The sequence below is a fragment of the Novosphingobium sediminis genome, assembly GCF_007991615.1.
GTDB classification, from domain to species: domain Bacteria; phylum Pseudomonadota; class Alphaproteobacteria; order Sphingomonadales; family Sphingomonadaceae; genus Novosphingobium; species Novosphingobium sediminis.
On sequence record NZ_BJYR01000012.1, the window covers coordinates 208,055 to 233,079 of the forward strand.

The 25,025-nt window shown below is 66.1% G+C and carries 26 protein-coding genes; 9 read left to right on the top strand and 17 right to left on the bottom strand.

The window, feature by feature from the left end; genetic code table 11:
* Positions 1-49: 49 nt before the first annotated feature.
* The 11 genes from accD to radC form a co-directional block, all read right to left on the bottom strand.
* The gene (gene accD / locus NSE01_RS09400; RefSeq protein WP_147159328.1) at positions 50-898 is read right to left on the bottom strand and encodes an acetyl-CoA carboxylase, carboxyltransferase subunit beta; all 849 of its coding nucleotides are present in this window, start codon (positions 896-898) and stop codon (positions 50-52) included.
* A complete protein-coding gene (trpA, locus tag NSE01_RS09405; protein ID WP_147159329.1) occupies positions 895-1,686 on the bottom strand; it encodes a tryptophan synthase subunit alpha in 792 nt (263 codons plus the stop codon). Before trpA ends, accD begins: the two co-directional genes overlap by 4 nt.
* A complete protein-coding gene (gene trpB, locus NSE01_RS09410; protein WP_147159330.1) occupies positions 1,683-2,897 on the bottom strand; it encodes a tryptophan synthase subunit beta in 1,215 nt (404 codons plus the stop codon). Before trpB ends, trpA begins: the two co-directional genes overlap by 4 nt.
* Positions 2,898-2,955: 58 nt before the next feature.
* Positions 2,956-3,600 carry a phosphoribosylanthranilate isomerase gene (locus tag NSE01_RS09415; protein WP_147159331.1) on the bottom strand — a complete coding sequence of 215 codons (645 nt, stop codon included), beginning with the start codon at positions 3,598-3,600 and terminating at the stop codon, positions 2,956-2,958.
* Positions 3,601-3,779: 179 nt separating this feature from the next.
* On the bottom strand, positions 3,780-4,538 hold the full coding sequence (locus tag NSE01_RS09420) for an SIMPL domain-containing protein (protein WP_147159332.1): 759 nt from the start codon (positions 4,536-4,538) through the stop codon (positions 3,780-3,782).
* 81 nt (positions 4,539-4,619) lie between these two features.
* A complete protein-coding gene (locus tag NSE01_RS09425) occupies positions 4,620-5,126 on the bottom strand; it encodes a GNAT family N-acetyltransferase (RefSeq protein WP_147159333.1) in 507 nt (168 codons plus the stop codon).
* Positions 5,127-5,136: 10 nt separating this feature from the next.
* Entirely contained in the window at positions 5,137-5,811 is a 675-nt protein-coding gene (gene pyrF, locus NSE01_RS09430; RefSeq protein ID WP_147159334.1) for an orotidine-5'-phosphate decarboxylase, read from the bottom strand.
* The gene (locus NSE01_RS09435) at positions 5,808-6,104 is read right to left on the bottom strand and encodes a LapA family protein (protein WP_147159335.1); all 297 of its coding nucleotides are present in this window, start codon (positions 6,102-6,104) and stop codon (positions 5,808-5,810) included. Before NSE01_RS09435 ends, pyrF begins: the two co-directional genes overlap by 4 nt.
* Before the next feature lie 62 nt (positions 6,105-6,166).
* Entirely contained in the window at positions 6,167-7,480 is a 1,314-nt protein-coding gene (purB, locus tag NSE01_RS09440; RefSeq protein ID WP_147159336.1) for an adenylosuccinate lyase, read from the bottom strand.
* A gap of 73 nt (positions 7,481-7,553) precedes the next feature.
* Positions 7,554-8,258: an NRDE family protein gene (locus NSE01_RS09445; RefSeq protein WP_147159337.1), complete on the bottom strand. Its 705-nt coding sequence runs from the start codon at positions 8,256-8,258 to the stop codon at positions 7,554-7,556.
* 1 nt (position 8,259) lies between these two features.
* Complete coding sequence (radC, locus tag NSE01_RS09450; RefSeq protein WP_147159338.1) at positions 8,260-9,003, bottom strand: RadC family protein; 744 nt, start codon at positions 9,001-9,003, stop codon at positions 8,260-8,262.
* Positions 9,004-9,088: 85 nt separating this feature from the next.
* Here radC and NSE01_RS09455 point away from each other — a divergent pair, with 85 nt between their 5' ends.
* The 9 genes from NSE01_RS09455 to NSE01_RS09495 all read left to right on the top strand — a co-directional run bounded on the left by NSE01_RS09455 (position 9,089) and on the right by NSE01_RS09495 (position 17,746).
* Positions 9,089-12,265, top strand: coding sequence for an intermembrane phospholipid transport protein YdbH family protein (locus tag NSE01_RS09455; protein ID WP_147159339.1), 3,177 nt, complete (start codon positions 9,089-9,091; stop codon positions 12,263-12,265).
* Between the two features lie 71 nt (positions 12,266-12,336).
* Positions 12,337-12,543 carry a YnbE family lipoprotein gene (locus tag NSE01_RS09460; protein WP_147159340.1) on the top strand — a complete coding sequence of 69 codons (207 nt, stop codon included), beginning with the start codon at positions 12,337-12,339 and terminating at the stop codon, positions 12,541-12,543.
* Position 12,544: 1 nt separating this feature from the next.
* Positions 12,545-12,934: a YdbL family probable chaperone protein gene (locus tag NSE01_RS09465; RefSeq protein WP_147159341.1), complete on the top strand. Its 390-nt coding sequence runs from the start codon at positions 12,545-12,547 to the stop codon at positions 12,932-12,934.
* A 213-nt stretch (positions 12,935-13,147) separates the two neighbouring features.
* Complete coding sequence (locus NSE01_RS09470) at positions 13,148-13,465, top strand: AtpZ/AtpI family protein (protein WP_147159342.1); 318 nt, start codon at positions 13,148-13,150, stop codon at positions 13,463-13,465.
* An 83-nt stretch (positions 13,466-13,548) separates the two neighbouring features.
* Positions 13,549-14,334 (top strand): F0F1 ATP synthase subunit A, encoded by a 786-nt coding sequence (locus NSE01_RS09475; protein WP_147159343.1) that lies wholly within the window; start codon positions 13,549-13,551, stop codon positions 14,332-14,334.
* A gap of 68 nt (positions 14,335-14,402) precedes the next feature.
* On the top strand, positions 14,403-14,630 hold the full coding sequence (locus NSE01_RS09480) for a F0F1 ATP synthase subunit C (RefSeq protein WP_054122335.1): 228 nt from the start codon (positions 14,403-14,405) through the stop codon (positions 14,628-14,630).
* A gap of 88 nt (positions 14,631-14,718) precedes the next feature.
* Positions 14,719-15,210: a F0F1 ATP synthase subunit B family protein gene (locus NSE01_RS09485; RefSeq protein ID WP_147159344.1), complete on the top strand. Its 492-nt coding sequence runs from the start codon at positions 14,719-14,721 to the stop codon at positions 15,208-15,210.
* Complete coding sequence (locus NSE01_RS09490) at positions 15,203-15,772, top strand: F0F1 ATP synthase subunit B family protein (protein ID WP_147159345.1); 570 nt, start codon at positions 15,203-15,205, stop codon at positions 15,770-15,772. Before NSE01_RS09485 ends, NSE01_RS09490 begins: the two co-directional genes overlap by 8 nt.
* 111 nt (positions 15,773-15,883) lie before the next feature.
* Positions 15,884-17,746, top strand: a complete 1,863-nt coding sequence (locus NSE01_RS09495; protein ID WP_147159346.1) for a hypothetical protein — start codon at positions 15,884-15,886, stop codon at positions 17,744-17,746.
* Here NSE01_RS09495 and NSE01_RS09500 read toward each other — a convergent pair.
* From NSE01_RS09500 to ribH, 6 genes are all read right to left on the bottom strand, one after another.
* Positions 17,727-18,620 carry an ATP-grasp domain-containing protein gene (locus NSE01_RS09500; RefSeq protein ID WP_147159347.1) on the bottom strand — a complete coding sequence of 298 codons (894 nt, stop codon included), beginning with the start codon at positions 18,618-18,620 and terminating at the stop codon, positions 17,727-17,729. The genes NSE01_RS09495 and NSE01_RS09500 overlap by 20 nt on opposite strands.
* Before the next feature lie 182 nt (positions 18,621-18,802).
* Positions 18,803-19,843 carry a LacI family DNA-binding transcriptional regulator gene (locus tag NSE01_RS09505; protein WP_246135135.1) on the bottom strand — a complete coding sequence of 347 codons (1,041 nt, stop codon included), beginning with the start codon at positions 19,841-19,843 and terminating at the stop codon, positions 18,803-18,805.
* Positions 19,843-20,607: a hydroxyacylglutathione hydrolase gene (gloB, locus tag NSE01_RS09510; RefSeq protein WP_147159348.1), complete on the bottom strand. Its 765-nt coding sequence runs from the start codon at positions 20,605-20,607 to the stop codon at positions 19,843-19,845. Before gloB ends, NSE01_RS09505 begins: the two co-directional genes overlap by 1 nt.
* 116 nt (positions 20,608-20,723) lie before the next feature.
* Complete coding sequence (gene rpsA / locus NSE01_RS09515) at positions 20,724-22,427, bottom strand: 30S ribosomal protein S1 (RefSeq protein ID WP_147159349.1); 1,704 nt, start codon at positions 22,425-22,427, stop codon at positions 20,724-20,726.
* A gap of 211 nt (positions 22,428-22,638) precedes the next feature.
* Positions 22,639-24,327 carry a methyl-accepting chemotaxis protein gene (locus NSE01_RS09520; protein WP_147159350.1) on the bottom strand — a complete coding sequence of 563 codons (1,689 nt, stop codon included), beginning with the start codon at positions 24,325-24,327 and terminating at the stop codon, positions 22,639-22,641.
* A gap of 272 nt (positions 24,328-24,599) precedes the next feature.
* The gene (gene ribH / locus NSE01_RS09525; protein WP_147159351.1) at positions 24,600-25,019 is read right to left on the bottom strand and encodes a 6,7-dimethyl-8-ribityllumazine synthase; all 420 of its coding nucleotides are present in this window, start codon (positions 25,017-25,019) and stop codon (positions 24,600-24,602) included.
* Positions 25,020-25,025: the final 6 nt, after the last annotated feature.

Consider the following 25,025-nt stretch of genomic DNA (forward strand, 5'->3'; position numbering starts at 1 on the left):
TGTTGCGCACCCACCCCCGACCCCTCCCGCAAGCGGGAGGGGAGGAAGATCACGCTGCCTGCGCGGCCATCAGATAGCCGATGGTGCGGGCGAGGGTGGCCTTCAGCATGTGGCGGCTGACGACCATGTCGATCATGCCGTGCGCGTGGAGGTATTCGGCGCGCTGGAAGCCTTCGGGGAGCTTTTCGCGGATCGTGTCCTGAATCACGCGCTGGCCTGCAAAGCCGATGAGCGCGCCGGGCTCGGCGATCTGGATATCGCCCAGCATCGCGTAGCTGGCGGTGACGCCGCCGGTGGTCGGATCGGTGAGGACGACGATGTAGGGCAAGCCCGCCGCGCGCATGCGGTTGATCGCGACGGTGGTGCGCGGCATCTGCATGAGGCTGAGGATGCCCTCCTGCATGCGCGCGCCGCCTGCCGCCGTCACGGCGATGAAGGGGCACTTGTTGGCGATGGCGGCCTCGGTCGCGGCGATGAAGGCATCGCCAACGGCCATACCCATCGAGCCGCCCATGAAGCCGAAATCCTGCACGCCGACGACGGCCTTGTGGCCATCGATCTTGCCGACAGCGGCAGTCAGCGCATCGGGCAGCGGGTTCGAGGCGCGGGCGGCCTTAAGGCGATCGGTGTACTTCTTTGTGTCGCGAAACTTGAGCGGGTCTTCGCGCACCTTGGGGGCCGGCAGGATTTCAAACCCGGCGTCGAGCAGCTGCGACAGGCGCTCGGTCGCGCCGATGCGGCCATGGTGTTCGCAGCGCGGGCAGACCGAGAGGTTTTCCTCGTACTCCTTGGTGAACAGCATTTCGCTGCACGAAGGGCACTTGATCCAGAGGTTATCGGGCGTGTCGCGCTTGGGCGCGAAAGGCAGCGAATTGCGGACGCGGGTCAGCCAGCTCATGCTTCTACCTTTCGGGCATTGTGGACCGCATTGGCGAGGGCGGAGACGAGTTCGCGGACCTTGGCGGGCGCATTATCGCCATGTTCGGCGATGATGTCGATAAGCGCGGAGCCGACGACGACGCCGTCTGCCACGCGGGCGATCGGCCCGGCCTGTTCGGGGGTGCGCACGCCGAAGCCGACGGCGACGGGGATCGTCGCGGTCTGCTTGATGCGAGTGACGGCTTCCTCGATGGAGGCGAGCGCGGCGGACTGCTTGCCGGTGATGCCCGCGACCGAGACGTAGTAGAGGAAGCCCGAGGAGCCATCGAGCACGGCGGGCAGACGCGCGGCGTCGGTGGTAGGGGTGGCGAGGCGGATCAGGCTGATCCCGGCGGCGCGCAAGGCGGGGCCAAGCTCGGCGTCTTCCTCGGGCGGAATGTCGACGCAGATCACGCCGTCGACGCCAGCCTTGGTGCAGGCCTGCGCGAACCATTCCGGCCCGCGGATCGTCATCGGGTTGGCATAGCCCATGAGAACGAGCGGCACTTCCGGATGGCGCGCGCGGAAATCGGTCGCCATCTTGAGAATATCGGCGGTCTTGATGCCCGCGCCGAGGCTGCGCAGGTTCGCCTGCTGGATCGCGGGGCCATCGGCCATCGGATCGGTGAAGGGCATGCCGAGCTCGATCACATCCGCGCCGCCCTCGACGAGCGCGTCGAGGATGGCAGGCGTCGGGCCGTCACCGCCGGTGACGAAGCAGACGAGGGCGGGGTGGCCCTTGGCGAAGGCAGCGGAGAGGCGGCTCACAGCTTCACCCCCAAGTGCTCGGCAACCGAGAAGATATCCTTGTCGCCGCGGCCGCAGAGGTTGGCGAGGATGATCTCGTCCTTGCCCATGGTCGGCGCGATCTTCTTGACGGCGGCGATGGCGTGGGCGGGTTCGAGCGCGGGAATGATGCCTTCGGTGCGGCAAAGCAGCTGGAAGCCGTCGAGCGCCTCCACGTCGGTGACCGAGGTATAGTCGACGCGGCCGATTTCCTTGAGCCACGAATGCTCGGGGCCGATGCCGGGATAGTCGAGACCGGCGGAGATCGAGTGGCCTTCGAGAATCTGGCCGTCCTCGTCCTGCAAGAGGTAGGTCTTGTTGCCGTGGAGGATGCCCGGGCGTCCGCCCGCGAGGCTGGCGGCGTGGGCGAAATCGAGGCCGTGGCCTGCCGCTTCCACGCCCATCATCCGGACCGACGGATCATCGAGGAAGGGGTGAAACAGGCCGATGGCATTGCTGCCGCCGCCGATGGCCGCGACGAGCAGATCGGGCAGGCGACCGACGCGGCTCAGCATCTGGGCGCGGGCTTCCTTGCCGATCACGCTCTGGAAATCGCGGACGAGCTCCGGGTAGGGGTGCGGGCCGGCGGCGGTGCCGATGATGTAGAAGGTGTTGTGAACGTTGGCGACCCAATCGCGCAGCGCCTCGTTCATCGCGTCCTTGAGCGTGGCCGCGCCAGCGGTGACGGGGACGACTTCGGCGCCGAGCAGCTTCATGCGGAACACGTTGGGCTGCTGGCGGGCAACGTCGGTCGCGCCCATGAAGATCGTGCAGGGCAGGCCAAATCGCGCGCATACGGTGGCCGTAGCGACGCCGTGCTGGCCTGCACCGGTCTCAGCGATGATCCGCGTCTTGCCCATGCGCATGGCGAGGAGGATCTGCCCGATGCAGTTGTTGATCTTGTGCGCGCCGGTGTGATTGAGCTCGTCGCGCTTGAACCAGACCTGCGCGCCGCCCAGTTCCTCGGTGAGGCGCGGGGCGAAATAGAGCGGGCTGGGGCGGCCGACGTAGTGCTCGAGAAGGTCGTCGAACTCGGCCTGGAAGGCGGGATCGGCCTTGGCCTTGCGATATTCGGCCTCCAGATCGAGGATCAGCGGCATCAGCGTTTCGGCGACATAGCGGCCGCCGAATTGGCCGAAGTGGCCCTGAGCGTCGGGCTGGGTGCGAAAGCTGTTGGGGATGGGCGCGTTCATGCAGATTCGCTTGGCAGAGGGGCGCGCGCTTGTCCAGATTTGTGCGGCTTTAGGGCAGTCAGGCCTCGCGGGCAGCCTTGCAAAATTCCGCGATGAGGGCCGCGTCCTTCATGCCGGGCGCGGATTCGACGCCCGAAGAGACATCGACCAGCGGGGCTTTTGTTGCGCGCACCGCTTCAGTGACGTTTGCGGGGGATAGCCCGCCGGCGAGGCCCCACGGCAGCGGGCCTTTGTGGGCGGCGAGCAGCGTCCAATCAAACACCAGGCCAAGGCCGCCGGGCATTGCTGCGCCCTTGGGGGCCTTGGCGTCGAACAGGACGAGGTCGGCAGCGCCGGTGAAGGCCTGGGCGCGCTCAACGTCCTGTTTGGTTGCGACGGGAAGGGCTTTCCAGACTGGCAGACCAAAGGCCGCCCGGACGGCGGCGACGCGGGCGGGGGGTTCCTCGCCGTGGAGCTGGATCACATCGAGCTTCGCGGCGGCAACGAGTTCGCTGAGCAGGCTGTCGGCGGGATCGACGAACAGGCCGACGATTTTTGCGCGGCCCTTGGCGCGGGCGGCGAGCGCGGCGGCGTCAGCGGCGCTAAGGTGGCGCGGGGAGCGGGGGAAGGAGACGAGGCCGATGTAATCCGCGCGCGCGGCGAGGGCGGCGTCAATGGCGGCGGGGGTGGTGAGGCCGCAGATCTTGATGTGGGGGGCAGGCATGAGGTTGCGGATAGGGGGTGGCCGCGTGTGGGTCAAATGGCTGTGTGTGCCGCTTGCCCACCCCCGGCCCCTCCCGCAAGCGGGAGGGGGGAAGAAGAGGACTGCCCCCGGTGTTGGCCCTTGATGTTGGCGCTGCCCGGCTCCCCTCCCGCCTGCGGGAGGGGTTGGGGGTGGGCTTTTTACTGCCCCAGTTCGAACGTCACCGTCACGTTCGCGCCGACCTGCACTTCGCCCGCAGCAACAGGGCTGGGCGCCTTGGCCATCATTGCTTCGGCGCGGGCGTACATCACCATCGGCTGCGGGGCATAGCCGCCGCTTTCGCTGATCGTGAGGATGCGCTTGACCGAAAGACCAGCGGCCTTGGCATAGAGCTCGGCGCGGGCGCGGGCCTTCTTCATGGCTTCGATGCGGGCTTCGTCGCTGGCGACATCGGGGTTGTCGAGCTGGAACGAGGGGCCGCTGACCTGGTTGGCGCCGGCATTGACCAGCGTGTCGATGGTCTTGCCATAATTGCCGATCTTGCGCTGCTTCACCTCGACCTGGTTGGTGGCCTGATAGCCGATGATGACGGGATCACCGCTGACGTTGCCGTTCGCGTCGGCGCGGGGCTGGCCATAGACCGGGTTCACCGAGAGGTTGCTGGTCTGGATATCGCGCTCGGCAATGCCCGAGGCCTTGAGCGCGGTGATCACGGCGTTCATCTGCTCGGCGTTCTGCGAAAGCGCGGCGGAGGCGGTCTTGGCCTGCGTGGTCACGCCTGCGCTGAACACCGCGAGATCGGGCACGCGGGTGCTGCGGCCATCGGCGCTGACGGTGAGCACCGAATTGCCGGCAGCGACAACCGGGGCGGGGGACATGGACTGCGCCATTGCGGGCGAGGCGGCGCTTGCAGCGGCCAGCGCAGCGGCCAGCAGGAGCGAGGTGGAGGTATTGGTCATTGGTTGGTCCCCTTGAAACGGTCCGCGAGCGATTGCACGGGGGCGGCTTTCAGGGGGCTGAACCGCGATGACAGGTTCGCTTCAGGAGATGGCGCGTTCCAGCACGACCATCTGGTAGGGCACGTCCATCGGCAGCGGGAAGGGGCGCAGTTCGCCGGTGCGGACATAGCCGCGCCGCTCGTACCAAGCGATCAATTCGGCGCGAACGTCGACGACGATGAGTTCCATGGCGGCAGCGCCGAATTCGCGGACGGCGAGCGCTTCGACTTCGCTCACCAGCGCGCGGCCAAGGCCTCCGGCCTGAAGCGTGGGGGAAACGCAGAGCAGGCCCATGTAGGCCTTGCCGCCGCCCAGATCGGTGATCGTGACCGTGCCGACGAGCGCGCCATCGCGTTCAGCGAGGAGGACGCGCTTCTCAGGCGCGGCGATCATCGCGGAGACTTCCTCAAGGTTCGTGCGGTCGCCTTCGAGAAGGTCTGCTTCGTGCGACCAGCCCTGGCGGGCGCTGTCGCCGCGGTAGCCGCTTTCGATCAGCGCGCGAACGGCAGGCGCGTCGGCAGGTCCGGCGATGCGGTAGGTCGTCGTCATGGCTAAACGCTCAGAGCGTGGCTTCGATGGCGCGGGCGGCGGCGACGGGATCTACGGCGCGGCTGATCGGGCGGCCGATGACGAGGACGCTGGCGCCATCGCGGCGCGCGGCGGAGGGGGTGACGATGCGCTTCTGGTCTGCGGTGTGTCCCGTATCCGGGCGCAAGCCGGGGACGACGAAGAAGCCGTTCTTCCACCGCTTGTGGATCGCGCCGACTTCGTGGCCCGAGCAGACGATGCCATCGAGCCCGGCTTCCTGCGCGAGATCGGCGAGGCGCAGCGCCTGATCGTGGGCGCTGGCGGAAACGCCGACGGCGGTGAGATCATCGTCGTCGAGGCTGGTGAGCACGGTTACGGCGACGACCTTGCAGTGCTCACCCGCGGCGGCCTTGGCATCTTCCATCATCGCGCGCCCGCCCGAGGCGTGAATGGTCACGATCGCGGGTTCGAGCACGTGGATCGACTGCATCGCGGCGGCGACGGTGTTGGGAATGTCGTGCAGCTTCAGGTCGAGGAAGATCGGCAGGCCCAGCTTGGCGACTTCATGGACGCCGTGGTGGCCGTGCGCGCAGAAGAATTCGAGGCCGAGCTTTACCCCGCCGATATGGCCCTTGACCTTCTGGACCAGCGCAAGCCCGGCATCGAGGCGGGGCAGATCGAGCGCGAGATAGACGGGATTGCTCATGGGGCTTCGCTTGCTTTCCGGGCTTCAAGTTGCGTGGACGAGAGCGATGCGCTTCCGGCCAGCGTGGTTTCAAGGTTGGCGATGCGGCGCTGGAGGCGCCAGCGGGTGGTGCGGTGGATCAGCCACATCGGGACGAGGCCGAGGAGGAACGCGGCTATGACCAGCGCGGGCAGCTTCGTATCGAGCACAAGACCCTGCCACACCGTGAGTTCGACCGGCTGCCAGTTCGCGGCGGAAAACGCGGCAAGCCCCGCCACCACGACCAGCCACAGGATCGAGCGCAACAGTTTCATCCAGTCCCCTCTCGTTCTTGCCGCCAAGCTAGTCCGCTTTGGCTGGCAAGGCGAGTCCCCGCTTACTCGCCGAAAACGCGCGCGAAAATCGTGTCTACGCCCTTGAAGTGATAATCGAGGTTGAACTTGTCCTCGAGTTCTTGCGCCGACATCACCGCGCTGACTTCCGGATCGGCCTTGAGCAGTTCGAGGAGCGAAAGCTGGCCGTCCGACTGCCACACCTGCATCGCATTGCGCTGGACGAGGCGGTAGGAATCATCGCGCGTGAGGCCTGCCTGCGTGAGCGCGAGGAGCACGCGCTGCGAGTGGACGAGGCCGCCCATGCGGTCGAGATTCTTCTGCATCCGCTCGGGATAGATGAGCAGCTTGTCGATCACCGAAGTGAGCCGCCCGAGCGCAAAATCGAGCGTGATCGTGGCATCGGGGCCGATGTAGCGCTCCACCGAGGAGTGCGAGATATCGCGCTCGTGCCACAGCGCGACGTTCTCGAGCGCGGGGGTGACGGCTGAGCGGACGACGCGAGCGAGGCCGGTGAGGTTTTCGGTCAGCACCGGGTTGCGCTTGTGCGGCATGGCCGACGAGCCCTTCTGGCCGGGCGAGAAGTATTCTTCCGCTTCAAGCACTTCGGTGCGTTGCAGGTGGCGTACCTCGGTGGCGAGGCGCTCGATGCTGCTGGCGATCACGCCAAGGACCGCGAAGAACATTGCGTGGCGATCGCGCGGGATCACCTGCGTGGAGACGGGCTCGACGCTCAGGCCCAGCTTTTCGGCGACGTGGGCTTCGACGGCGGGATCAATGTTGGCGAACGTGCCGACGGCGCCCGAGATGGCGCAGGTGGCGACTTCGGCGCGCGCGGCGACGAGGCGGGCGCGGCAGCGGTCAAACTCGGCATAGGCCTGCGCGAGCTTGAGGCCGAAGGTGGTCGGCTCGGCATGGATGCCGTGGCTGCGGCCGATGGTGGGGGTGTACTTATGCTCCATCGCGCGCCGCTTGATGGCCTCGAGCAGCGCGTCGAGGTCCGCGATCAGGAGATCGGCGGCCTGTGTCAACTGGACGTTCAATGTGGTGTCGAGCACGTCGGAGCTGGTCATGCCCTGATGCATGAAGCGGGCTTCGGGGCCGACTTCCTTGGCCACCCAATCGAGGAAGGCGATGACGTCGTGCTTGGTGACGGCTTCGATCGCGTCGATCGCGGCGACGTCGATCTTGGGATTGGTCGCCCACCAGTCCCACAGCGCCTTGGCGGCCGACGGCGGAACGACGCCGAGTTCGCCGAGCTTCTCGGTGGCGTAGGCCTCGATCTCGAACCAGATGCGATAGCGCGCTTCCGGTTCCCAGATCGCGGTCATCGCGGGGCGGGCATAACGGGGGACCATGGGCGACTCCTCAAGCGCGGTTACGTGCCGGTGCCGCTAGGAGGAGGGGGCCGGGAAGGCAAGAGGGCGCTCTTCAGACGGTGAAGGCAATCGCAGTCTCGCCAGTGGTATCGCCCTCCGCATCGAAGCGGCGCTCGATGATCCGCGCGGTGCCGTCTGCGGCGATCAGGAGCACGGTGGAACAACGCGTGCCATAGAGCGGATTGCGGATGAAGACCGGCGAAAAGCGGCGTTCGGGGCCGGCGCCGGGCAGTTCGGACCGGTCTGCCAGCGCGGCGAAGAGCGGCTGCGGATCGTCCTTGCCGCTTTCAAGCCAGCGCCCGAGCGCGGTTTCGAGCGCGGTGGTCTTGCCCCAGGGCTGCTCGTGCGGACCATTCGACAGGCCGTGGATGCCGTGGCCGAGGGGAATGCTGCGCGTTTCGGGATGGTTGGTGAGATGCCACGCGGCGCCGGCATCGGCCATGAACAGGTTGAACGGGTTCATGGTTTCGGGCGCGGCGGAGGCATGCCCCGCGAGCCAATCCGTCACCAGTGCGCCGCGCGAGGCAAGCTCTGGCCGGGGAAAGCCATCGACGCGCAAGTTGGTGACGAGCGCAAAGCGCCCCGCTTCATTAACGCCGAGCCATGTGCCGCCCGCTTGCAGATCGCGCCCAGCGATCACGCCGTTTTCCCAGCGGGAGAGCGGGGCGGTAGGGCGTTCGTGGAACTCGTCGCGGTTGCCGATCACGACGAGGCGCCAGCGCGGATGCGCGCGGAATGCGGCAGCGGCGACGCACATATCAGATCAGGCCCTTGGCTTTCAGGCTGACATGCCCCTGCCGCCCGATAATCACGTGGTCGTGGACGGTGATGCCAAGCAGGCGGCCTGCTTCCATGATCTTTTGCGTGATCTGGATATCTGCACGGCTGGGTTCGGGGCTGCCGGAGGGATGGTTGTGGACCAGAATCAGCGCGGCGGCGCCGATGGCCATGGCCTTGGCGATGATCTCGCGCGTGTAGATTGCCGATTCGTCGAGCGTGCCGTCGCTGACGATCTGGTCGAGGATCAGGCGGTTTTGCGTGTTGAGATAGAGCACCCGCACGCGTTCGTGGTTGAGGTGCGCCATATCGATATGGAGATAATCGAGCAGCGCCTGCCAGCTCGAAAGCACCGGCTCCTCGCGCACGGTCTGGCGGGCGAGACGCCGGGCGGAGATGCCGACGATCTTGAGCGCGGCAGCAGCGGCGTCCTTGATGCCGGGCACACCCATCAGCGTCTGCGCATCGGCATTGAGAACCCCGGCAAGGCTGCCGAAGCGCTGAATCAACATGCGGGCGTGGGGTTTTACATCCTGCCGGGGGATTGCGATCATCAGCAGATATTCGATCAACTCGTGATCGGCGAGCGCATCATCGCCGCCTTCGAGCAGGCGCTTCCTGAGGCGGGCGCGGTGGCCGGAGGGATCGAGTCCGGCTTCGCGCACGCGGTCCTTCTCGGCCTTGTCGCGGCTGGGCTCTGGGAAAAGGCTGGGCGGATCGGCCATCGGAGCGGAGCACATTGCCCGCCTTGGGGAGACGGTGCAAGCGGCGGCATTGCTTCGGAGAGAGGGCTGGGCAACAAGGGCGTCAATGCCGGACGAGACCGAGCCTCTGAACGAATCGCCGGATGGCCCGCCTGCCGCACTGCGGAGCGGCAAGCGCCGCAAGATTGCGCTGGTTTCTGCCGGTGCCTTCGCGGCGCTGGCGGTAGGGCTGTGGTCGGCGCGCGAGCAGATCGCGGCGAATCTGATTGACCGGCAATTGGCGCAGTTGGGCCTGCCCGGGCGATACAGGATCGAGGGCATCGGTGCGGATCAGCAGGTGCTGACGAACATCGTGATCGGCGATCCGGCGCATCCCGACCTGACTATTGCGCGCGTCGAAGTGCGCATGGCCTACGGCCTGTTGGGGCCGCGAATCGGGCAGGTTCTTCTCGACAAGCCAAGGCTTTATGGCGCCTATCGCCAAGGACACCTGAGCTTTGGCGCGCTCGATAAACTGATCCTCTCCAATGCGCCCTCGGGCACCGCGCCGGGGCTGCCCGATCTCGATCTGCGGATCATCGATGGCCGCGCGCTGCTGGAGACGGACTTCGGGCGACTGGCGGCCAAGGCAGACGGCGCGGGCAATCTTTCCGGCGGGTTCAAGGGCACGCTGGCGGCGATCATGCCCGGCGTCACGGCGGCCGGGTGCAATGGCGACCGGTTGAGCGCATTCGGCGCGATCTCGGTATCCGGCGGCAAGCCGCGGTTTGCCGGGCCGTTGCGGCTGGCGGGCTTCACCTGCGGGAAGGATCTGTCGGCTGGGCCATCGGTACTGGCGCTCGATGCGACGGGTGACAAGGACCTCGGCGGTGCGACGATCAAGGGCAAGCTTGATGCGGGCGCGCTCGCGGCGCCGGGCCTGGCTGCCGGGCATGTGATGCTGGGCGGCGAGCTGGCGTTCAAGCTGGGCGAACTGCGCGGCCATGTGCTGAGCGAGGCGAAGGGCCTGCGCACGGCGGGGCTCACGGCGGGCACGCTGGGCGTGGACGGCGATCTCGACATGAAGTCGGGCGGGCAGAATCTGGTGTTCCGGGGCGCGGTTTCCGGTCTCGATCTTGCACGAGGTGCGGCGACCGAGCGGGCGCTGGCAGGCGCGCAGGCATCGGCAGAGGGCACGCTTGCCGCACCGCTGCTGGCGAGGATCCGCAGCGCGCTTGCACGCGAGGAGCGGGGCAGCAAGCTGGCGGGTGACATCGCGCTGCGGCACGAGGGCGCGCGGTGGAGCCTTGTCGCCCCCAGCGCTGCGCTGCGCGGCGGGAGCGGGGCGGCGCTGCTCTCCGTCTCGCGCCTGCAGGTCGCGTCGGAACCGGATAAGCTGCCCACGCTCACCGGCAACTTCGTGATGGCGGGTGCGGACCTGCCGCCGATCACCGGGCGCATGGAACCCGGCGCGGGCGGGCGGCCGGCGCTGAAACTGCGCATGGCGGAATACCGCAGCGGCACGGATATGCTCGCACTGCCGCTACTGGAAGTGACGCAGGGGCCGGGCGGTTCGCTCACCTTCAGCGGCACGGCACTTGCTTCGGGCGCGATCCCGAGCGGGGCGGTGCGCGGACTCGTGCTGCCGATTGCGGGCACGATCAGCCCGCGCGGCGATCTTGCCTTGTGGCAGCGCTGCATGACCCCTTCCTTCACGAGCCTGCAACTGGGTGCCGTCACCCTCGACAAACGGCAGCTGACGGTGTGCCCGGCTGGCGGGCGGGCCATCGTGCAGAGCGGGCCGCGCGGGGTTTCGGCGGCGCTCGGCATCAATGCCCTCGCGCTCAGCGGGCGGCTGGGTGAGACGCCGCTGGTGCTGAACACCGGGCCGGTCGGCCTCGCCTGGCCGGGGACGCTGACGGTGCGCGGCGCGGATATTGTGCTCGGTCCGGCTGACACCGCGACGCGGTTAAAGCTCGCGAATCTGGTCGCACAGCTGGGCAAGGACTTCAGTGGCACCTTCGATGGCGTTGATGCCAAGCTCGCCGCCGTGCCGATCGATATCACGGGTGCTGCGGGCGACTGGCGCTTTGCAGGCGGCGTCCTGACGCTGAGCGGCGTGCGCTTTGCTGCCTCGGACCGGTTCCAGCCCGCGCGGTTCAAGACGCTGGCCGGGGAAGGGGCGGTCCTTACGCTCAAGGACAACCGCATCGTCGCCGAAGCGCTGCTGCGTGAGCCGGATTCGCGGCGCGAAGTGCTGCGCGTGGCGGTGCGGCATGATCTGGCGACTGCCCGTGGGCATGCCGATCTCATGGTCGATGCGCTGGTCTTCGACGAGGGCAAGATCGTGCCCGGCAAAGTCGGCGGGCTGCAGCTGCGCGATCTGGCGCCGCAGTTCCGCGGCGTGATCGCCGATGCCGACGGCACGGTGCGCGGCAAGGGTGTGGTCGACTGGACTGCCGACAAGGTGACCAGTTCGGGCAGCTTCGGCACCGACAAGTTCGATTTCTCCGCCGCATTCGGCCCGGTGAAGGGGCTTTCGGGCACGCTCGTGTTCACCGACCTCATCGGCATGGTGACCGCGCCGCACCAGATCCTCCACGTCGCCTCGGCCAATCCGGGGATCGAGGTCACCGACGGGGTGGTCGACATGGAACTGCAGCCCGATCAGGTCGTGCGAATCAACAGCGGGATATGGCCGTTCCTTGGCGGCACGCTGCGGCTGGCGCCGGGCGAGCTGCGCACGACGGTGAACGAGCCGCGCCGCTTCCGCATCGAGATGGACGGGATCGATGCCAGCAAGTTCCTCGAGCGGATGGAGCTGGCCAACCTTTCCGCGACGGGCGTGTTCGATGGACACCTGCCGCTGGAATTTGATGCCAACGGCGGGCGCATCACCGGCGGCGAACTGGTCTCGCGTCCGCCGGGTGGCACGGTCTCCTATGTCGGCGCGCTGTCCTATAAGGACCTTTCGGCGATGGCGAACTTTGCCTTCGATGCGCTGAAGTCGCTCGATTATTCGAAGATGACGATCGGGATGGACGGCAATCTTGCAGGCGATGTCGTGACGCGGGTGGAGTTCACCGGGATCAAGCAGGGCAAGGCCGCCAAGCAGAACTTCATCACCCGTCAGGTCGCGCGGGTGCCGATCCGGTTCAACGTCAACATTCATGCGCCGTTCTACAGCCTGATCAGCTCGATGAACCCCCAACCGCCGCCCGGCGCCTTCAAGGGAATGCCGCCCGGAACCTTTCAGCCCCCTGCCAGCGGCGTTCAGCCTCCGGCAAGCAGCCCCAAGCCATAAGGAGCCAGCAATTGACGTTGGTCAGCAACCCTGCAACCAAGTGGCCCATCCAAGGTGAGGGGCAAGACGGAATGGCGGGGACACGCAGGCGACTGAAGCGATTGCAGCTTGCGGCCGTGTTGGTGGCAGGCTCGATGCTGACGGGGGGCTGCATCACGGTGAAAGCGCCCGACAAGCCGATCGTCATCGAGCTCAACATCAACATCAAGCAGGAAGTGGTCTATCGCCTGGCCGGAGACGCCAGCCAGACGATCGACAAGAACAAGGACATTTTCTGAGATGGCACGTCTATTCGGAAAACTTGGGGCCGCCGCCGCCGCACTGGCCGTCGCAGGCATGATCCCCGCCGCCGCGCTGGCGCAGCGCGATCCCGCCTATGCCGCCGCGCGCGCAGCCGGGCAGGTGGGCGAGAAGGTCGACGGCTACCTCGGCTACGTCGTGCCGCCGAGCCCTTCGCTCAAGGCGGTGATCGACGAGCTCAACATCAAGCGCAAGGCGGTCTACGCCGATAAGGCCGCCGCCGCACACGCGACGGTTGAGGAATATGCGCTGACTTCGGGCTGCCTGCTCATTTCGCAGACCCAGCCGGGCGAGAAGTATCAGGGCCCGGACGGTAGTTGGCAGACGCGTACCTCCTCCCCGCCGCTTCGCGATTCGCGCTGCCCCTGAGGCAAAATCGCGGACAATTGGTGGATTTTGCGGCGCGCGTCGGGGGATGAACCCGGCGCGCGTCTTCGCACATGCCGCAATTCTGCGGTTTACAGCCGCTTCGGGCGCGGTTGACTTGATAAGCCGCCCTTCCTAAAGGGCCGGTGCCCTTGACGGGGGACCGTTTCCCGCGCCACGCCCTTTGCGCTGCATTGAAGCGAAAAGAAGGTTGGTATGGTTGACGACCCCTCCGGTGAGGACCCCATCGGCGCGGATGCCCGGATCGCATCGCTCGAAGCGCGGCTTGCCGCAGCAAGAGCAAGCGAGGCGGAGCGGACACGCACCGGCCAGCAAGGTGTCGACGCGGGCTACCGCCTCGGCAACAAGGTTCTGGCCGAACTGCTGGGGGGAATGATCGGGGGTGCAGCGGTTGGCGTGGCCATTGATTGGTTCGTCGGTCGCGGCCACTGGGGCCTGATGGTGATGCTGTTCCTCGGAATTGCAGTCGCCTTCAGAAACATCATCCGGATTGCGAACCGGCGTTCCGATTGACCCTCCCCAACTGGCGGGGGGCGCATTGGAAGGCCGTTTTGGCATAAGTTCTTGTGGTATTCTGGGAAACGGGATTTTCGCGCGTGGCAACCGAAGCCAAAGTTGATCCGATGCACCAGTTCACGATCGAGCCGTTGTTCGGCACCGATCACTGGGCCCTTGGCGGTTTCAACATTGCGTTCACCAACTCGGCGCTGTGGATGCTGATTTCCGCCGTCGTCCTCTACGCCTTCATGCTGGGCGGGATGAAGCGCGAGCTCGTCCCCGGCCGTTGGCAGGTGATGGTCGAAAGCATGACCGGCTTCATCGAGAACATGCTCTCGGCGAACATTGGCAAGGAAGGGCGCAAGTACCTTCCGTACGTGTTCTCGCTGTTCATGTTCATCCTCTTCGCGAACCTGCTGGGCCTGCTGCCGCTCGGTCTGGTCGGCGTGCACCCGTTCACCTTCACCAGCCACTTCACAGCGACGGGCGTGCTCGCCATTCTGTCGTTCTCGATCGTGCTGGTGGTCGGCTTCTACAAGCACGGCCTGCACTTCTTCTCGCTGTTCGTGCCGCACGGTACGCCGCTGCCGATGATCCCGCTGATCTTCGTGATCGAGCTGGTCTCGTTCCTCGTGCGCCCGTTCAGCCTTGGCCTGCGTCTCTTCGTGGCGATGATGGCCGGCCACGTGCTGCTGGAAGTGCTCTCCAGCTTCGTGATCGGCGGCGCAAACGCGGGTGCCTTCTTCATGGGGCTCGTCTCGATCCCCAGCTTCATCCTGATGGTTGCCATCTGCGCGCTCGAGATCCTCGTCGCCGGCATCCAGGCCTACGTCTTTGCGCTGCTCACGTCGCTTTACATTAACGACGCCGAGCATCTGCACTGAGTTTTTAAGACGCGTTCTCGAGTATCCTATCCATCCATCTGAATTTTTGAGAAAAGGGAGTTTAAGTCATGGAACCTGCAAGCGCCAAGCTCATCGGTGCGGGTCTCGCTGCGATCGGCGCCGGCATGGCCGCCATCGGCGTGGGTAACGTCTTTGGTTCGTTCCTCGAGAGCGCGTTGCGCAACCCGGGCGCTGCCGACGGCCAGCAGGGCCGCCTGTTCATCGGCTTCGCGGCCGCCGAACTTCTCGGTCTGCTCTCGTTCGTCGTGGCGATGATCCTGATCTTCGTCGCCTGATTGTGCGGCAGGGATGGCGCCTCGGCCTTCGGGCTGCGGCGCCTTCCTGCCTCCAGTTTTCCAGCGTTCAGATCGCCCGGGAACCCCAATGCCTCAGATTTCGCAGCTAGCCGCGACCTATTCCAGCCAGATCTTCTGGATGCTGGTCATTTTCGGCGCCGTCTTCTTCCTCGTCGGCCGGGGCATGGCGCCCAAGGTTCTCGAGACCATGGAAGGCCGCGACCAGAAGATTGCCGCGGACCTCGCCGCTGCCGAAGCCGCGCGCCATGAGGCGCAGGCTCAGGACGATGCGTGGAAGGCCGCTGCTGCCAAGCAGCGTGGGGAAGCCCAGGCGCTGATCGCAGCCGCCAAGGCCGAAGCTGCCAAGGCCACCGAAGGTCGGCTCGCCTCTGCGGGTGCCGAAGCGGAAGCCAAGGTGGCCGACGCCGAGGCGCGTATTGCCGCGGCGCGGCAGGGCGCACTGGCCGAAATCGAAACCGTGGCGGCTGATGCTGCTGCCGAAATCGCCGCCCGCGTTGCCGGGCTGACGGTTGCGGCCGATGCCGCCCGCGCGGCGGTGAAGGACGTTCTCCATGGCTAATTTCGCGCTGCTCGCTCAGGCTGCCACTGCGGTAGCCGAACATGTCGCCGAGCATGGGGCCGAACACGCCGAGCCGATGGCCTTCGGGTTCATCACGCCCGGCATGTGGGTGGCACTTTCGATGACCGCGTTCCTTGCGATCGTGGTCTGGAAGAAGGTTCCTGCCGCGATTGCCGGTGGTCTCGACGCGAAGATCGTCACGATCCGCCAGCAACTCGACGCCGCCAAGGCGCTCCGTGCCGAAGCCGAAGCGCTGCGCGCAGAGTACGCGAAGAAGATCGCCGGTGCCGAAGCAGATGCCGCCGCGATGGTCGAGCATGCCCGTCACGAAGCCCAGGCGATCATCGCCAAGGCCGAGGTGGACACGACCGCGATGATCGCTCGCCGCGAAAAGATGGCGACCGACAAGATTGCGGCTGCCGAACGCGCTGCGATCGACGAACTGCGCGCCCGCGCTGCTGCCGCCGCTGCCACTGCGGCCGGTCAGCTGATTGCCCAGCATCACGGCGCAGGCGCCGACAAGGCGCTGGTCGACAGCGCAATCGCCGGCCTCGCCAACTAACCGTCATAACGGACCATTCTCCGCCCGGCGCGGCGGAGCATGGTTAACCCTGTCCTAAGGGTTTTCCCCTAGTCCCGCCTTCATGAAAAGGATCGGGACTGGGTGCTGGACATGAGCCGCGGGCTATTCCGGCAATTTGCAGCACTGTTGCTGGCGTTTCTGATGCTCGGCTTGGGCGCTGGGCGCGCCGAAGCGGCAAGCTGCTTCTACGCGACATCGCAGGGTTCGACCGGCCCTACGAACTGGAACTCGTACTGCTGGCTCGATTTCTCGGGCTACAATGACACCGCAGCGCGGTCTGGGGCCGGGCAGGCGATGTCCTACACGCTGCCGGATGGCACCGTGATGACCTTCACACTCAACATCAGCGGGGCCGGGATAACCGGCGCTGCATCGCCTTCATGGAGCGGTTCGGCCGTGGGCAACACGGCGTTTCTTGGCATCGGTGGGCGACCGATTCTCTACCAGACTGCCGCTGGCACCACGACTGCAACGATCACCAACATCGTGCTTACCCCGCCCGCCGGTGTCTCGCAGATCACCAGCTACATGTTCGTGGCGGCGGACGGCGAATCCTCGAACGATGGCGAATCGCTTGGTTTCACCACCAACGGCGGCAACTGGGTCGCGCTGGACAACGCCGGACCGATCAGCGGTTCGACCTATCCCACCAGCGCGGGGCTGGGCACCAATACTTTCAGCGTGACCGGCGTCCCCGGTACGGTGGGTGCCAACATCGTCGGTTCCAGCACACCGACCTCGTTGACGACGACCATCGTTGGCGGTGGTCTGCAGGGCGTGATGTTTGCGGTGCGCTTTGCCTCGATTCGGCTCAATCTCCAGATCAACGGTGCGCGTGCGGCTTCGGCGGACCAGTTCGCGTTCAACATCAACGCAACGAGCGGCGGGGCGACGCTTGCTTCCGGCACATCGAGCGGGACAGGAAATGGTCCCTTCACGGCGGCGACGCTGACCACAGCTTCGGCGCTCCCGCTGACGCTGACGCAAGCGATGGCCTCGGGCAGCGTGAACCCGCTCACCGACTACCGCTCAAGCCTGACCTGCACCAACTCCGTGAGTTCGAGCACGCCGCTGCCCAGCGGGGCGATCACCACCAACTACAGCTTTGGCGCGCTTCAGTTCGGCGATCTCGTCACCTGCACCTTCACCAACACGGTGTTCCCGCACATGCGGTTGACCAAGGCGCTGGGCACTGGCGGGCGGCGGTTCAGCACCGATCAATTCGTGATGAACATCAACCAGGGCTCGACCACCGTGGGCACGACAACCACGACCGGTACGAGCGCCACGGTGAACAATGCGTCGACACCGCAGGTGATGGGCTCCGCGGGGACAGCCTATACGTTCACCGAGCTCGGCGCAGGCACGACTAGCCTTACGCAGTACACATCAGCGATGACCTGCACGAACGCGTTCACCGGCTCATCGACCACGCTGCCGACGACGGTGGGCGGGACGGTGACACCGCAGATGGGCGACGTGATTTCCTGCACGATCACCAACACTCGCCGGGCAACCAATGCCACGCTGACGCTGGTGAAGACATCGAGCGTGCTTTCCGATCCGGTTAACGGCGCGACCAATCCCAAGATGATCCCGGGTTCGATCGTGCAGTATTCGATCCTTGTCTCGAACACGGGGCCGACCGCGGTGGACAGCAACACGGTGCTGCTGATCGATTCGCTGCCGAGCCAGATGCGGGTGGGAACCGCAGCGACGCCGACGTTCACGCAAGGCTCCCCGACAAGCGGCCTCACCTTCAATGCCACCAACGACATTCGCTATTCGAATGCCTCGACGGCGCCCACGACATATGCCGGCTGCACTTATACCCCGGTTTCAGCCTATGACGCAGCGGTGAAATTCATCTGCGTGAACCCCAAGGGCACCATGGCGGGTTCATCCGGCACGCCGCCCAGCTTCACGATCTCGTTCAGGGCGCAGATGCAGTAAGCAGGCGGCGCAGGCCGGCGAGGAGGCGTGGGCCGAGTTCCGGCCCCTGCAAGGGATAGAGGAACGGTTCGATCAGTTCCGCTTCCATCAGCAGTAATGTGCCTTCCGGCCCGCGCACGAGGTCGATGCGCGCGTAGAGCGGCGCGGCGAAGGGCAGGCCTGCGATCACTTGTCGCGCGGCGGCGAGGTCGTCAGCGGCAGGTGTGACGGCAGTATCCCACCCGCCATAGAGCGACTGCACACGGTAATCGCCGGGGGCTGGGCGCTTGATGAGGCCGTGGCTGAACTGGCCGTCGATGAAGATCAGCGAATGCTCGCCCTCTTCGACAATGCCGGGCAGAAAGGGCTGGACGAGCGCGGCGTGGCCCATGCGCCAATCGGCGGCGGGCGGGTTCTGGCGCGTGAAATCGAACTGGCCTTCGGCGCCCGCGCCGACGCGGCGCTTGGCGATCACACGGTCGCAGCCGAAGTGATCGAAGGCGGCGAGGATCTCGTTCGCGCCAGGGTTATCGAGGAGCAGCGTGGGAATGGTCGCGACGCCGCGCGCGCCGAGTTCGGCGAGGTAGCCCTTGTCGATGTTCCAGCGCACGATTTCCGGCGCGTTGTAGACCAGGACACCCAGCGCGGCGATGGCATCGAGCTTGGCGAGAAAGGCCTCACGGTTGTCCCAGTAGTCCCACGGCGTGCCAATGAGCGCGGCATCGAACGCGGCAAAGGCCTCGAGCGGGGCCTGCCAATCGATGTCGGTCACGCTCTCGCCGGGGCGCAGCGCGGCGACGAGCGCTTCCATCTGCTGGTCATGCTCGAAGGCATCGGCGCGGCGGTCCGGGGCACCGGGCAGCGTGGTGCTGCAGGCGAGGAAGGCGATTTTCATGGGGTTATCTCTTCTCGGTAATCCATTCCCCCACCCGCTCACCCTGAGCTTGTCGAAGCATGTCCTGAGCGGCTGCTGCAAGCAGCCAGCCGAAGGGGGTGCTGACGCAACGGTCGTGCATGATACTTCGACAAGCTCAGCATGAGCGGGACTTGGTGAGTGAATTCAGTGTGGGGCGTGCATCAGGGCCGGGTCGACCCGCGCACGACGAGGCGCACCGGCACGCGGCGCGGGGTTTCGGGTTCGCCGGCCATGGTGGCCAGGAGGCGCTCGACGAGCAAGGCACCGGCGGTTTCGAAATCCGATTCGATCGTTGTCAGCGGCGGCGTCGACCATGCTCCGGCACGAACGCCGTCGAAGCCGACAATGCCGACAGAATCGGGAATCCGGTAGCCGCGCCGATCGAGTTCCTTGAGCGCGCCGAGTGCGATCTCGTCGCTCACCGCGAAGATGGCGTCGAAGGGCTGGCCGCTATCCGCCAGCGCGGCAGCAGCGCGGCGGCCCTGTTCCTCGCGGGGCAAGCCGCGTTCGATGCGCTGGAGCATCGGTTCGCGGCCAGCATCGCGCATCGCGCTGGCATAGCCGTCATAGCGCTCCTTGAACTGGCGCTGCGGCGAGGTTTCGGAGCCGATGCAGACGATCTTCTCGTAGCCGCGCACGAGCATATGGCGGACAGCGAGCGCGGCGCCCGCTTCGTTATCGCTACGCACCCACGGGAAGGCATCGCTCGGTGCGCCCCAGCAGACCCAGTTGGTGGCAGGATCGAGCTGGCCGAAATAGTCCCACGCGGGCGTGTTCTCGCTGGTGCCGATGACAATCATGCCGTCGGACTTGCGGCGCTCCTCGTAGTGGCCCCAGAAGTTTTCCGCGCTGTCCTGGAAGGACACGAGCACTTCATATCCGCGCGCGGAGGCGGCGGCGCAGGTGCTGCCAAGGAGGGCGAAGTAGAACGGGTTGAGGTCCTTGCGGTCCTGCCCGGCGCGGCAGATCATCACGACCGCGAGCGTGCCGGTCTTGCCGCGGCGCAGGCGGGCGGCGTTTTCGTTGACCTGATAATTGAGCCGCGCGGCAGCGGCGATCACGCGCTGGCGGGTGGGCTCGCTGATCGAAGTGTCCCCGGCCAGCGCGCGGCTGACGGTGGACTGGCTGACGCCGGCCTCTTCCGCCACATCGAACGAGGTGACGCGGGTGATCCGGCGTGTGGTGTCGGTGGTCTGCGGCATCAGCGGAAGCTGTCCTTGGCGCTGCGCAACGCGGCAAATGTTTCGACGGCCGAACCGCCGCCCCAGCGCGCCTGCAAGGCCGGATCATCGGCGCGCAGGAAGGGATTGGTGGCGAGCTCGCGGTCAAGGCGGGTCGGTACGGTCCATTCGCTCCGGCTGCGCTTGTCCGCGATTTCTGCGGCATAGGCGGCGAGCGCGGCGTTGTCCGGATCGGCGTGGACGGCGAACTTCGCGTTGGAGGCGGTGTATTCGTGCGCGCAGTAAAGCGTGGTGTCGCCCGGAAGGGCTTTCACGCGGCTGAGGCTGGCCCAGAACTGGTCTGGCGTGCCCTCGAACATACGGCCGCAGCCGAGCGTAAACACCGCGTCTCCAACGAAGGCGATGGAGGCGTCTGGCAGGTGGTAGGCGCAGTGGCCTATGGTGTGCCCGCCAACGTCGATCACATGCGCTTCATAGGCGCCGAAGGGGACTGTATCGCCCTGTGCGACAGTCCGGTCGATCCCGGCGATCCGCGCGGCATCCGCTGCGGGAGCGATGATCGTGCAACCAGTCGCGGCCTTGATGGCCTCGTTCCCGCCTGCGTGATCGGGGTGCCAGTGGGTGTTCCAGATCTGCGTGATCGACCAGCCCTTGGCGGCTGCTTCGCGCAGATAGGCTTCTGCATCCGGCGTATCGATGCAGGCCGTTTCACCGCTGGCGCTATCGTGCAGCAGGTAGCCGTAATTGTCGCTGAGGCAGGTGAACTGGTGGACTTCAAGCGTCATGGTATCTCTCGGGCATCCTCGTCGCAGAGCCTAGCCGAGTGTGCGCCGCAATGCAAAAGCCCGCCCGGATTGCTCCGGACGGGCTTTTGGTTTGCCTTGACGGCGGTAAGCCAGGCTTACTGCTTGGCCTTGAGGGCCGCGCCGAGGATGTCGCCCAGCGAAGCGCCGGCTTCCGACGAACCGTACTGTTCCACGGCTTCCTTCTCTTCGGCGAGCTGACGGGCCTTGACCGAGAAGTTGGGCTTCTTGGAACGGTCGAAGCCGATGACCATGGCATCGAGCTTCTGGCCGACCTGGAAGCGGTCCGGACGCTGCTCGTCGCGGTCGCGGCCGAGATCGGTGCGCTTGATGAAGCCGGTCGCGCCGTCTTCGCCAGCCTGCACTTCGAGACCGCCATCGCGGACTTCGAGGACAGTGACGGTGACGACTTCGCCGCGGCGGAGCGAGCCAGCACCAGCGGCCGAACCGCCAGCCGCCGGAGCGCCCTTTTCAAGCTGCTTCATGCCGAGCGAGATGCGCTCCTTTTCGACATCGACGTCGAGAACGATGGCCGAAACCTGCTCGCCCTTGCGGTGCAGCGCCAGTGCGTCTTCGCCCGAGATGCCCCACGCGATGTCCGACATATGAACCATGCCGTCCACGTCGCCATCGAGGCCGATGAACAGACCGAACTCGGTCGCGTTCTTGACTTCGCCCTCGACGGTCGAGCCAACCGGGTGCGCTTCGGCGAAGGCTTCCCAGGGGTTCTGCTGGGCCTGCTTGAGGCCGAGGCTGATGCGGCGCTTGTCGCTGTCGACCTCGAGCACGAGCACATCGACTTCCTGCGAGGTCGAGACGATCTTGCCGGGGTGGACGTTCTTCTTGGTCCACGACATTTCCGAAACGTGGACGAGGCCTTCGATGCCAGCTTCCAGTTCGACGAACGCGCCGTATTCGGTGATGTTGGTGACAACGCCGTGCAGCTTCGCACCGACCGGGTACTTGGCGGCGACGCCATCCCACGGATCGCTTTCAAGCTGCTTCATGCCGAGGCTGATGCGCTGCGTATCCTGGTTGATGCGGATGATCTGGACGCGGACGGTATCGCCGATGGCGATCACTTCCGACGGGTGGTTGACGCGCTTGTAGCTCATGTCGGTGACATGGAGCAGGCCGTCGATGCCGCCGAGGTCCACGAACGCACCGTAATCGGTGATGTTCTTGACGACGCCGTCGATGATCTGGCCTTCCTTGAGGTTCTGGATCAGGCCCGAACGCTGCTCGGCGCGGGTTTCCTCGAGGACAGCGCGGCGCGAGACCACGATGTTGCCGCGGCGGCGGTCCATCTTGAGGATCTGGAAGGGCTGCGGCATGTCCATCAGCGGGGTCACGTCGCGCACGGGGCGGATATCGACCTGCGAGCCGGGCAGGAACGCCACGGCGCCGTCGAGATCGACGGTGAAGCCACCCTTCACGCGGCCGAAGATCACGCCTTCGACGCGCTTGCCTTCGCCGAATTCGCTCTCGAGCTTGTCCCAGGCGGCTTCGCGGCGGGCGCGGTCGCGGCTGAGCATCGCTTCGCCGTCGGCGTTCTCGACGCGGTCGACGTAGACTTCGACTTCGGCGCCGACGACGAGACCGTGCGGCTGGCCGGGCATGGCGAATTCGCGAAGCGGCACGCGGCCTTCGCTCTTGAGACCGACGTCGATGACGGCCTTGTCGTTTTCGATGGCGGTGACGGTGCCCTTGACGACCCGGCCTTCAAAGCCGCCGTTAGCGGCGCCGCCGAGGGTTTCGTCGAGCATCGCGGCGAAATCGTCGCGCGTGGGATGAGATGCCATTGCTGGTATTCCTGTTGTCGCTGTTTCCGGCCAGGCGGTTGTATCCGCCGGTCTTTCACCGGATGCCGCCCCATGCGGATCCGGGCCAAGGGGCCGAACCATCTGCCGGGCCGAATGCCATGGCAGATATCCGAAACGGAGGTTTACCCCCGCCGCAGACGAGCGGCCCCTATGTCAGGAATGGGCAAAAAGCAAGCTGAACCGCGCCTCTTCAGGCCGCAAGCGCGCGGGGATGCGACGTGGCGGTGCGGGCCGAGGTGCGGAAGCGCGCGACGGCTGAGGCAAGCTCACCGGCTTCGTCCGCCAGCGAACGAGCGGCAGCTGCGGTTTCCTCGACCATGGCGGCATTGCGCTGGGTCATCGAGTCCATGTCCGAGACGGATATGCTGACCTGATCGAGGCTGGATGATTGGGCCTGGGTCGCCTCGGCAATGGAACTGACGAGCGTGGCAAGGGTATCCACGCGCCCGACCAGAGCAGTCAGGGCCTCACCGGTTCGGCTCACAAGGTTGACGCCGCCGGAGACTTCGCGCGAACTGGCGGCAATGAGCGTGCGGATCTCGTTTGCCGCATCGGCGCTGCGCTGGGCCAGCGCCCGCACTTCATTGGCGACGACGGCAAAACCATTGCCGGCAGCCCCGGCCCGGGCCGCTTCGACGCCCGCATTGAGGGCCAGAAGGTTGGTCTGGAAGGCAATCGCATCGATCAGATCGACGATTCGGCCGATTTCCTGCGAGGACCGCTCGATCGCACCCATCGCGGCCATCGCCTCGCCGACCAGCGTACCGCCGACTTGTGCGTCCTGTGTGGCGAGGCCGATCTCGCTCTCGACTTCGCGGGTCCGCGTGGCGGTTGAGGAAACCAGTGTGGCGACCTGCTTCATGGCGGCGCTCGATTCCTCGACACTCGCGGCCTGGCTCTGGTTGCGCGTGGCAAGATCGCTCGAAGCGATGCGGATTTCTGCCGCGCCGTTGCTGACGCTGCTTGCCGTGCCGCCGACGCGCGCGAGAACGCTGTCGAGCCGTTCGGCGGCCGCATTGTAGGCGCCGCGCAGTTCTTCGTATTCGGCAGGGAAGGGGGGCTCGATGCGGTGGACGAGATCGCCCTCTGCGAGCTGGCGGAGCGCCGTCCCCATGCGGCTGACGACAATTGCCTGCTTCTGGGCATTCTCGCGCTGCGCGCTGGCGGCGCTGCGGAAGACCTCGATGGCGCGCGTCATGTCGCCGATCTCGTCGCTGCGGTGGTCGCTGCGCCGCCCCGCGTCGAGATCGCCGCCTGCCATGGTCACCATGACATCCACCGTGCCAGCGAGGGGATCGAGCACATGGCGGCTGAGCAGGCGGATCGCGCAGAGGATGAGGGCAACAGTCGCGGCCCCGGCGAGTGCCATGACGATGAGGAGCGCCGAAACCGTCGTTATGCTGCTGGAGACCAGCGAATCGCGCGCCGCGACGGCATGCTCGGTAAGCAGCAGCACAGCGCTGCGCTCGCGGGCGAAGATGGTATCGAGCCGCAGCTTGCTGGCCTGCGCTTCTGCCGTATCGCCGCGGCCGAGCGCCGGGAGCAGCACCGCGTTGACTTCCTGCCAGAACGCATCCGCTTCCTTCGCGACCGCTGTGCGCAACTCGTTCGCCAGCGCCGGATCGACATCGTTTGCCGTCCACCGCGCGAGGCTGGCGCGATACTGCCTTTCCAGTTCGGCAAGATCGGCGCGGTTTTGCGCGAGGTGTGCCGGATCATCCACCGTCTGCCGTGCCTTGAGCGCAGGCTCCACAATATACAGCGGTGGCGGAAGGATATCCGCGGTGAAGCCGGTAACCGTGTCGATCCGGGTCTGCATCGCGCCGCCAACCCGGATATGCTGCACGGCAAAGCCGATCAAGAGGAGGACCACGGTCACCGTTCAAGCCAGCGCCAAGCCGCCCCGGCGGCTCTGGATTCGGATACTCATGGCAGCGGTACTCCCCTCTTTTCATGGCTTTGCGTCGTCTTCGGGCCAATGTGGGGAGGGCATAACCCGGCTGTGCAAACCAAAGACTTGCACAGCCCGAAAGGTGCTCTGCCTAGCGCGGCCGAGCATCATGTTAACGATTGCAGGCCGCGTTAGCTGACCAAGGGTGGGGGGCATTAGCGATCCGGCAAGAGGTGCCGAACCGCCCTTCAAACTGACGATCAGGCGTACTTTGTGCGCAGCGCCAGCAGCGCCAGTGCGGCCTTGGCAGCCTCGCCGCCCTTGTCCTTCTGCGCCGGGTCCGCGCGGACCAGAGCCTGCGCTTCGTCTTCGACGGTGAGGATACCGTTGCCGACGGCGAGGCCATCCATCGTGAGCGCCATCACGCCGCGTGCGCTTTCGCCCGCGACGATCTCGAAGTGATACGTCTCGCCCCGGATAACCACGCCGATCGCGACGTAGCCGTCATACTGGCCGGACTGGTCCGCAAGTACGATCGCACCGGGAATTTCCAGCGCGCCGGGGACGGTAATCACGTCGACCTTGTGGCCTTCCGCCTCGAGCGCGGCGCGGGCACCGGCCACCAGCATGTCGTTGAGGTGATCGTAGAAGCGGGCTTCGACAATGAGGAACTTTGCCATGCGCGC

Excerpts from the sequence above, each read along its gene's own strand:
- accD (WP_147159328.1), bottom strand. The coding sequence starts at position 898 with ATGAGCTGGCTGACCCGCGTCCGCAATTCGCTGCCTTTCGCGCCCAAG.
- trpB (WP_147159330.1), bottom strand. The coding sequence starts at position 2,897 with ATGAACGCGCCCATCCCCAACAGCTTTCGCACCCAGCCCGACGCTCAG.
- NSE01_RS09415 (WP_147159331.1), bottom strand. The coding sequence starts at position 3,600 with ATGCCTGCCCCCCACATCAAGATCTGCGGCCTCACCACCCCCGCCGCC.
- NSE01_RS09420 (WP_147159332.1), bottom strand. The coding sequence starts at position 4,538 with ATGACCAATACCTCCACCTCGCTCCTGCTGGCCGCTGCGCTGGCCGCT.
- NSE01_RS09425 (WP_147159333.1), bottom strand. The coding sequence starts at position 5,126 with ATGACGACGACCTACCGCATCGCCGGACCTGCCGACGCGCCTGCCGTT.
- pyrF (WP_147159334.1), bottom strand. The coding sequence starts at position 5,811 with ATGAGCAATCCCGTCTATCTCGCGCTCGATCTGCCCCGCCTCGATGCC.
- NSE01_RS09435 (WP_147159335.1), bottom strand. The coding sequence starts at position 6,104 with ATGAAACTGTTGCGCTCGATCCTGTGGCTGGTCGTGGTGGCGGGGCTT.
- purB (WP_147159336.1), bottom strand. The coding sequence starts at position 7,480 with ATGGTCCCCCGTTATGCCCGCCCCGCGATGACCGCGATCTGGGAACCG.
- NSE01_RS09445 (WP_147159337.1), bottom strand. The coding sequence starts at position 8,258 with ATGTGCGTCGCCGCTGCCGCATTCCGCGCGCATCCGCGCTGGCGCCTC.
- radC (WP_147159338.1), bottom strand. The coding sequence starts at position 9,003 with ATGGCCGATCCGCCCAGCCTTTTCCCAGAGCCCAGCCGCGACAAGGCC.
- NSE01_RS09455 (WP_147159339.1), top strand. The coding sequence starts at position 9,089 with ATGCCGGACGAGACCGAGCCTCTGAACGAATCGCCGGATGGCCCGCCT.
- NSE01_RS09460 (WP_147159340.1), top strand. The coding sequence starts at position 12,337 with ATGGCGGGGACACGCAGGCGACTGAAGCGATTGCAGCTTGCGGCCGTG.
- NSE01_RS09465 (WP_147159341.1), top strand. The coding sequence starts at position 12,545 with ATGGCACGTCTATTCGGAAAACTTGGGGCCGCCGCCGCCGCACTGGCC.
- NSE01_RS09470 (WP_147159342.1), top strand. The coding sequence starts at position 13,148 with ATGGTTGACGACCCCTCCGGTGAGGACCCCATCGGCGCGGATGCCCGG.
- NSE01_RS09480 (WP_054122335.1), top strand. The coding sequence starts at position 14,403 with ATGGAACCTGCAAGCGCCAAGCTCATCGGTGCGGGTCTCGCTGCGATC.
- NSE01_RS09485 (WP_147159344.1), top strand. The coding sequence starts at position 14,719 with ATGCCTCAGATTTCGCAGCTAGCCGCGACCTATTCCAGCCAGATCTTC.
- NSE01_RS09490 (WP_147159345.1), top strand. The coding sequence starts at position 15,203 with ATGGCTAATTTCGCGCTGCTCGCTCAGGCTGCCACTGCGGTAGCCGAA.
- NSE01_RS09495 (WP_147159346.1), top strand. The coding sequence starts at position 15,884 with ATGAGCCGCGGGCTATTCCGGCAATTTGCAGCACTGTTGCTGGCGTTT.
- NSE01_RS09500 (WP_147159347.1), bottom strand. The coding sequence starts at position 18,620 with ATGAAAATCGCCTTCCTCGCCTGCAGCACCACGCTGCCCGGTGCCCCG.
- NSE01_RS09505 (WP_246135135.1), bottom strand. The coding sequence starts at position 19,843 with ATGCCGCAGACCACCGACACCACACGCCGGATCACCCGCGTCACCTCG.
- gloB (WP_147159348.1), bottom strand. The coding sequence starts at position 20,607 with ATGACGCTTGAAGTCCACCAGTTCACCTGCCTCAGCGACAATTACGGC.
- rpsA (WP_147159349.1), bottom strand. The coding sequence starts at position 22,427 with ATGGCATCTCATCCCACGCGCGACGATTTCGCCGCGATGCTCGACGAA.
- ribH (WP_147159351.1), bottom strand. The coding sequence starts at position 25,019 with ATGGCAAAGTTCCTCATTGTCGAAGCCCGCTTCTACGATCACCTCAAC.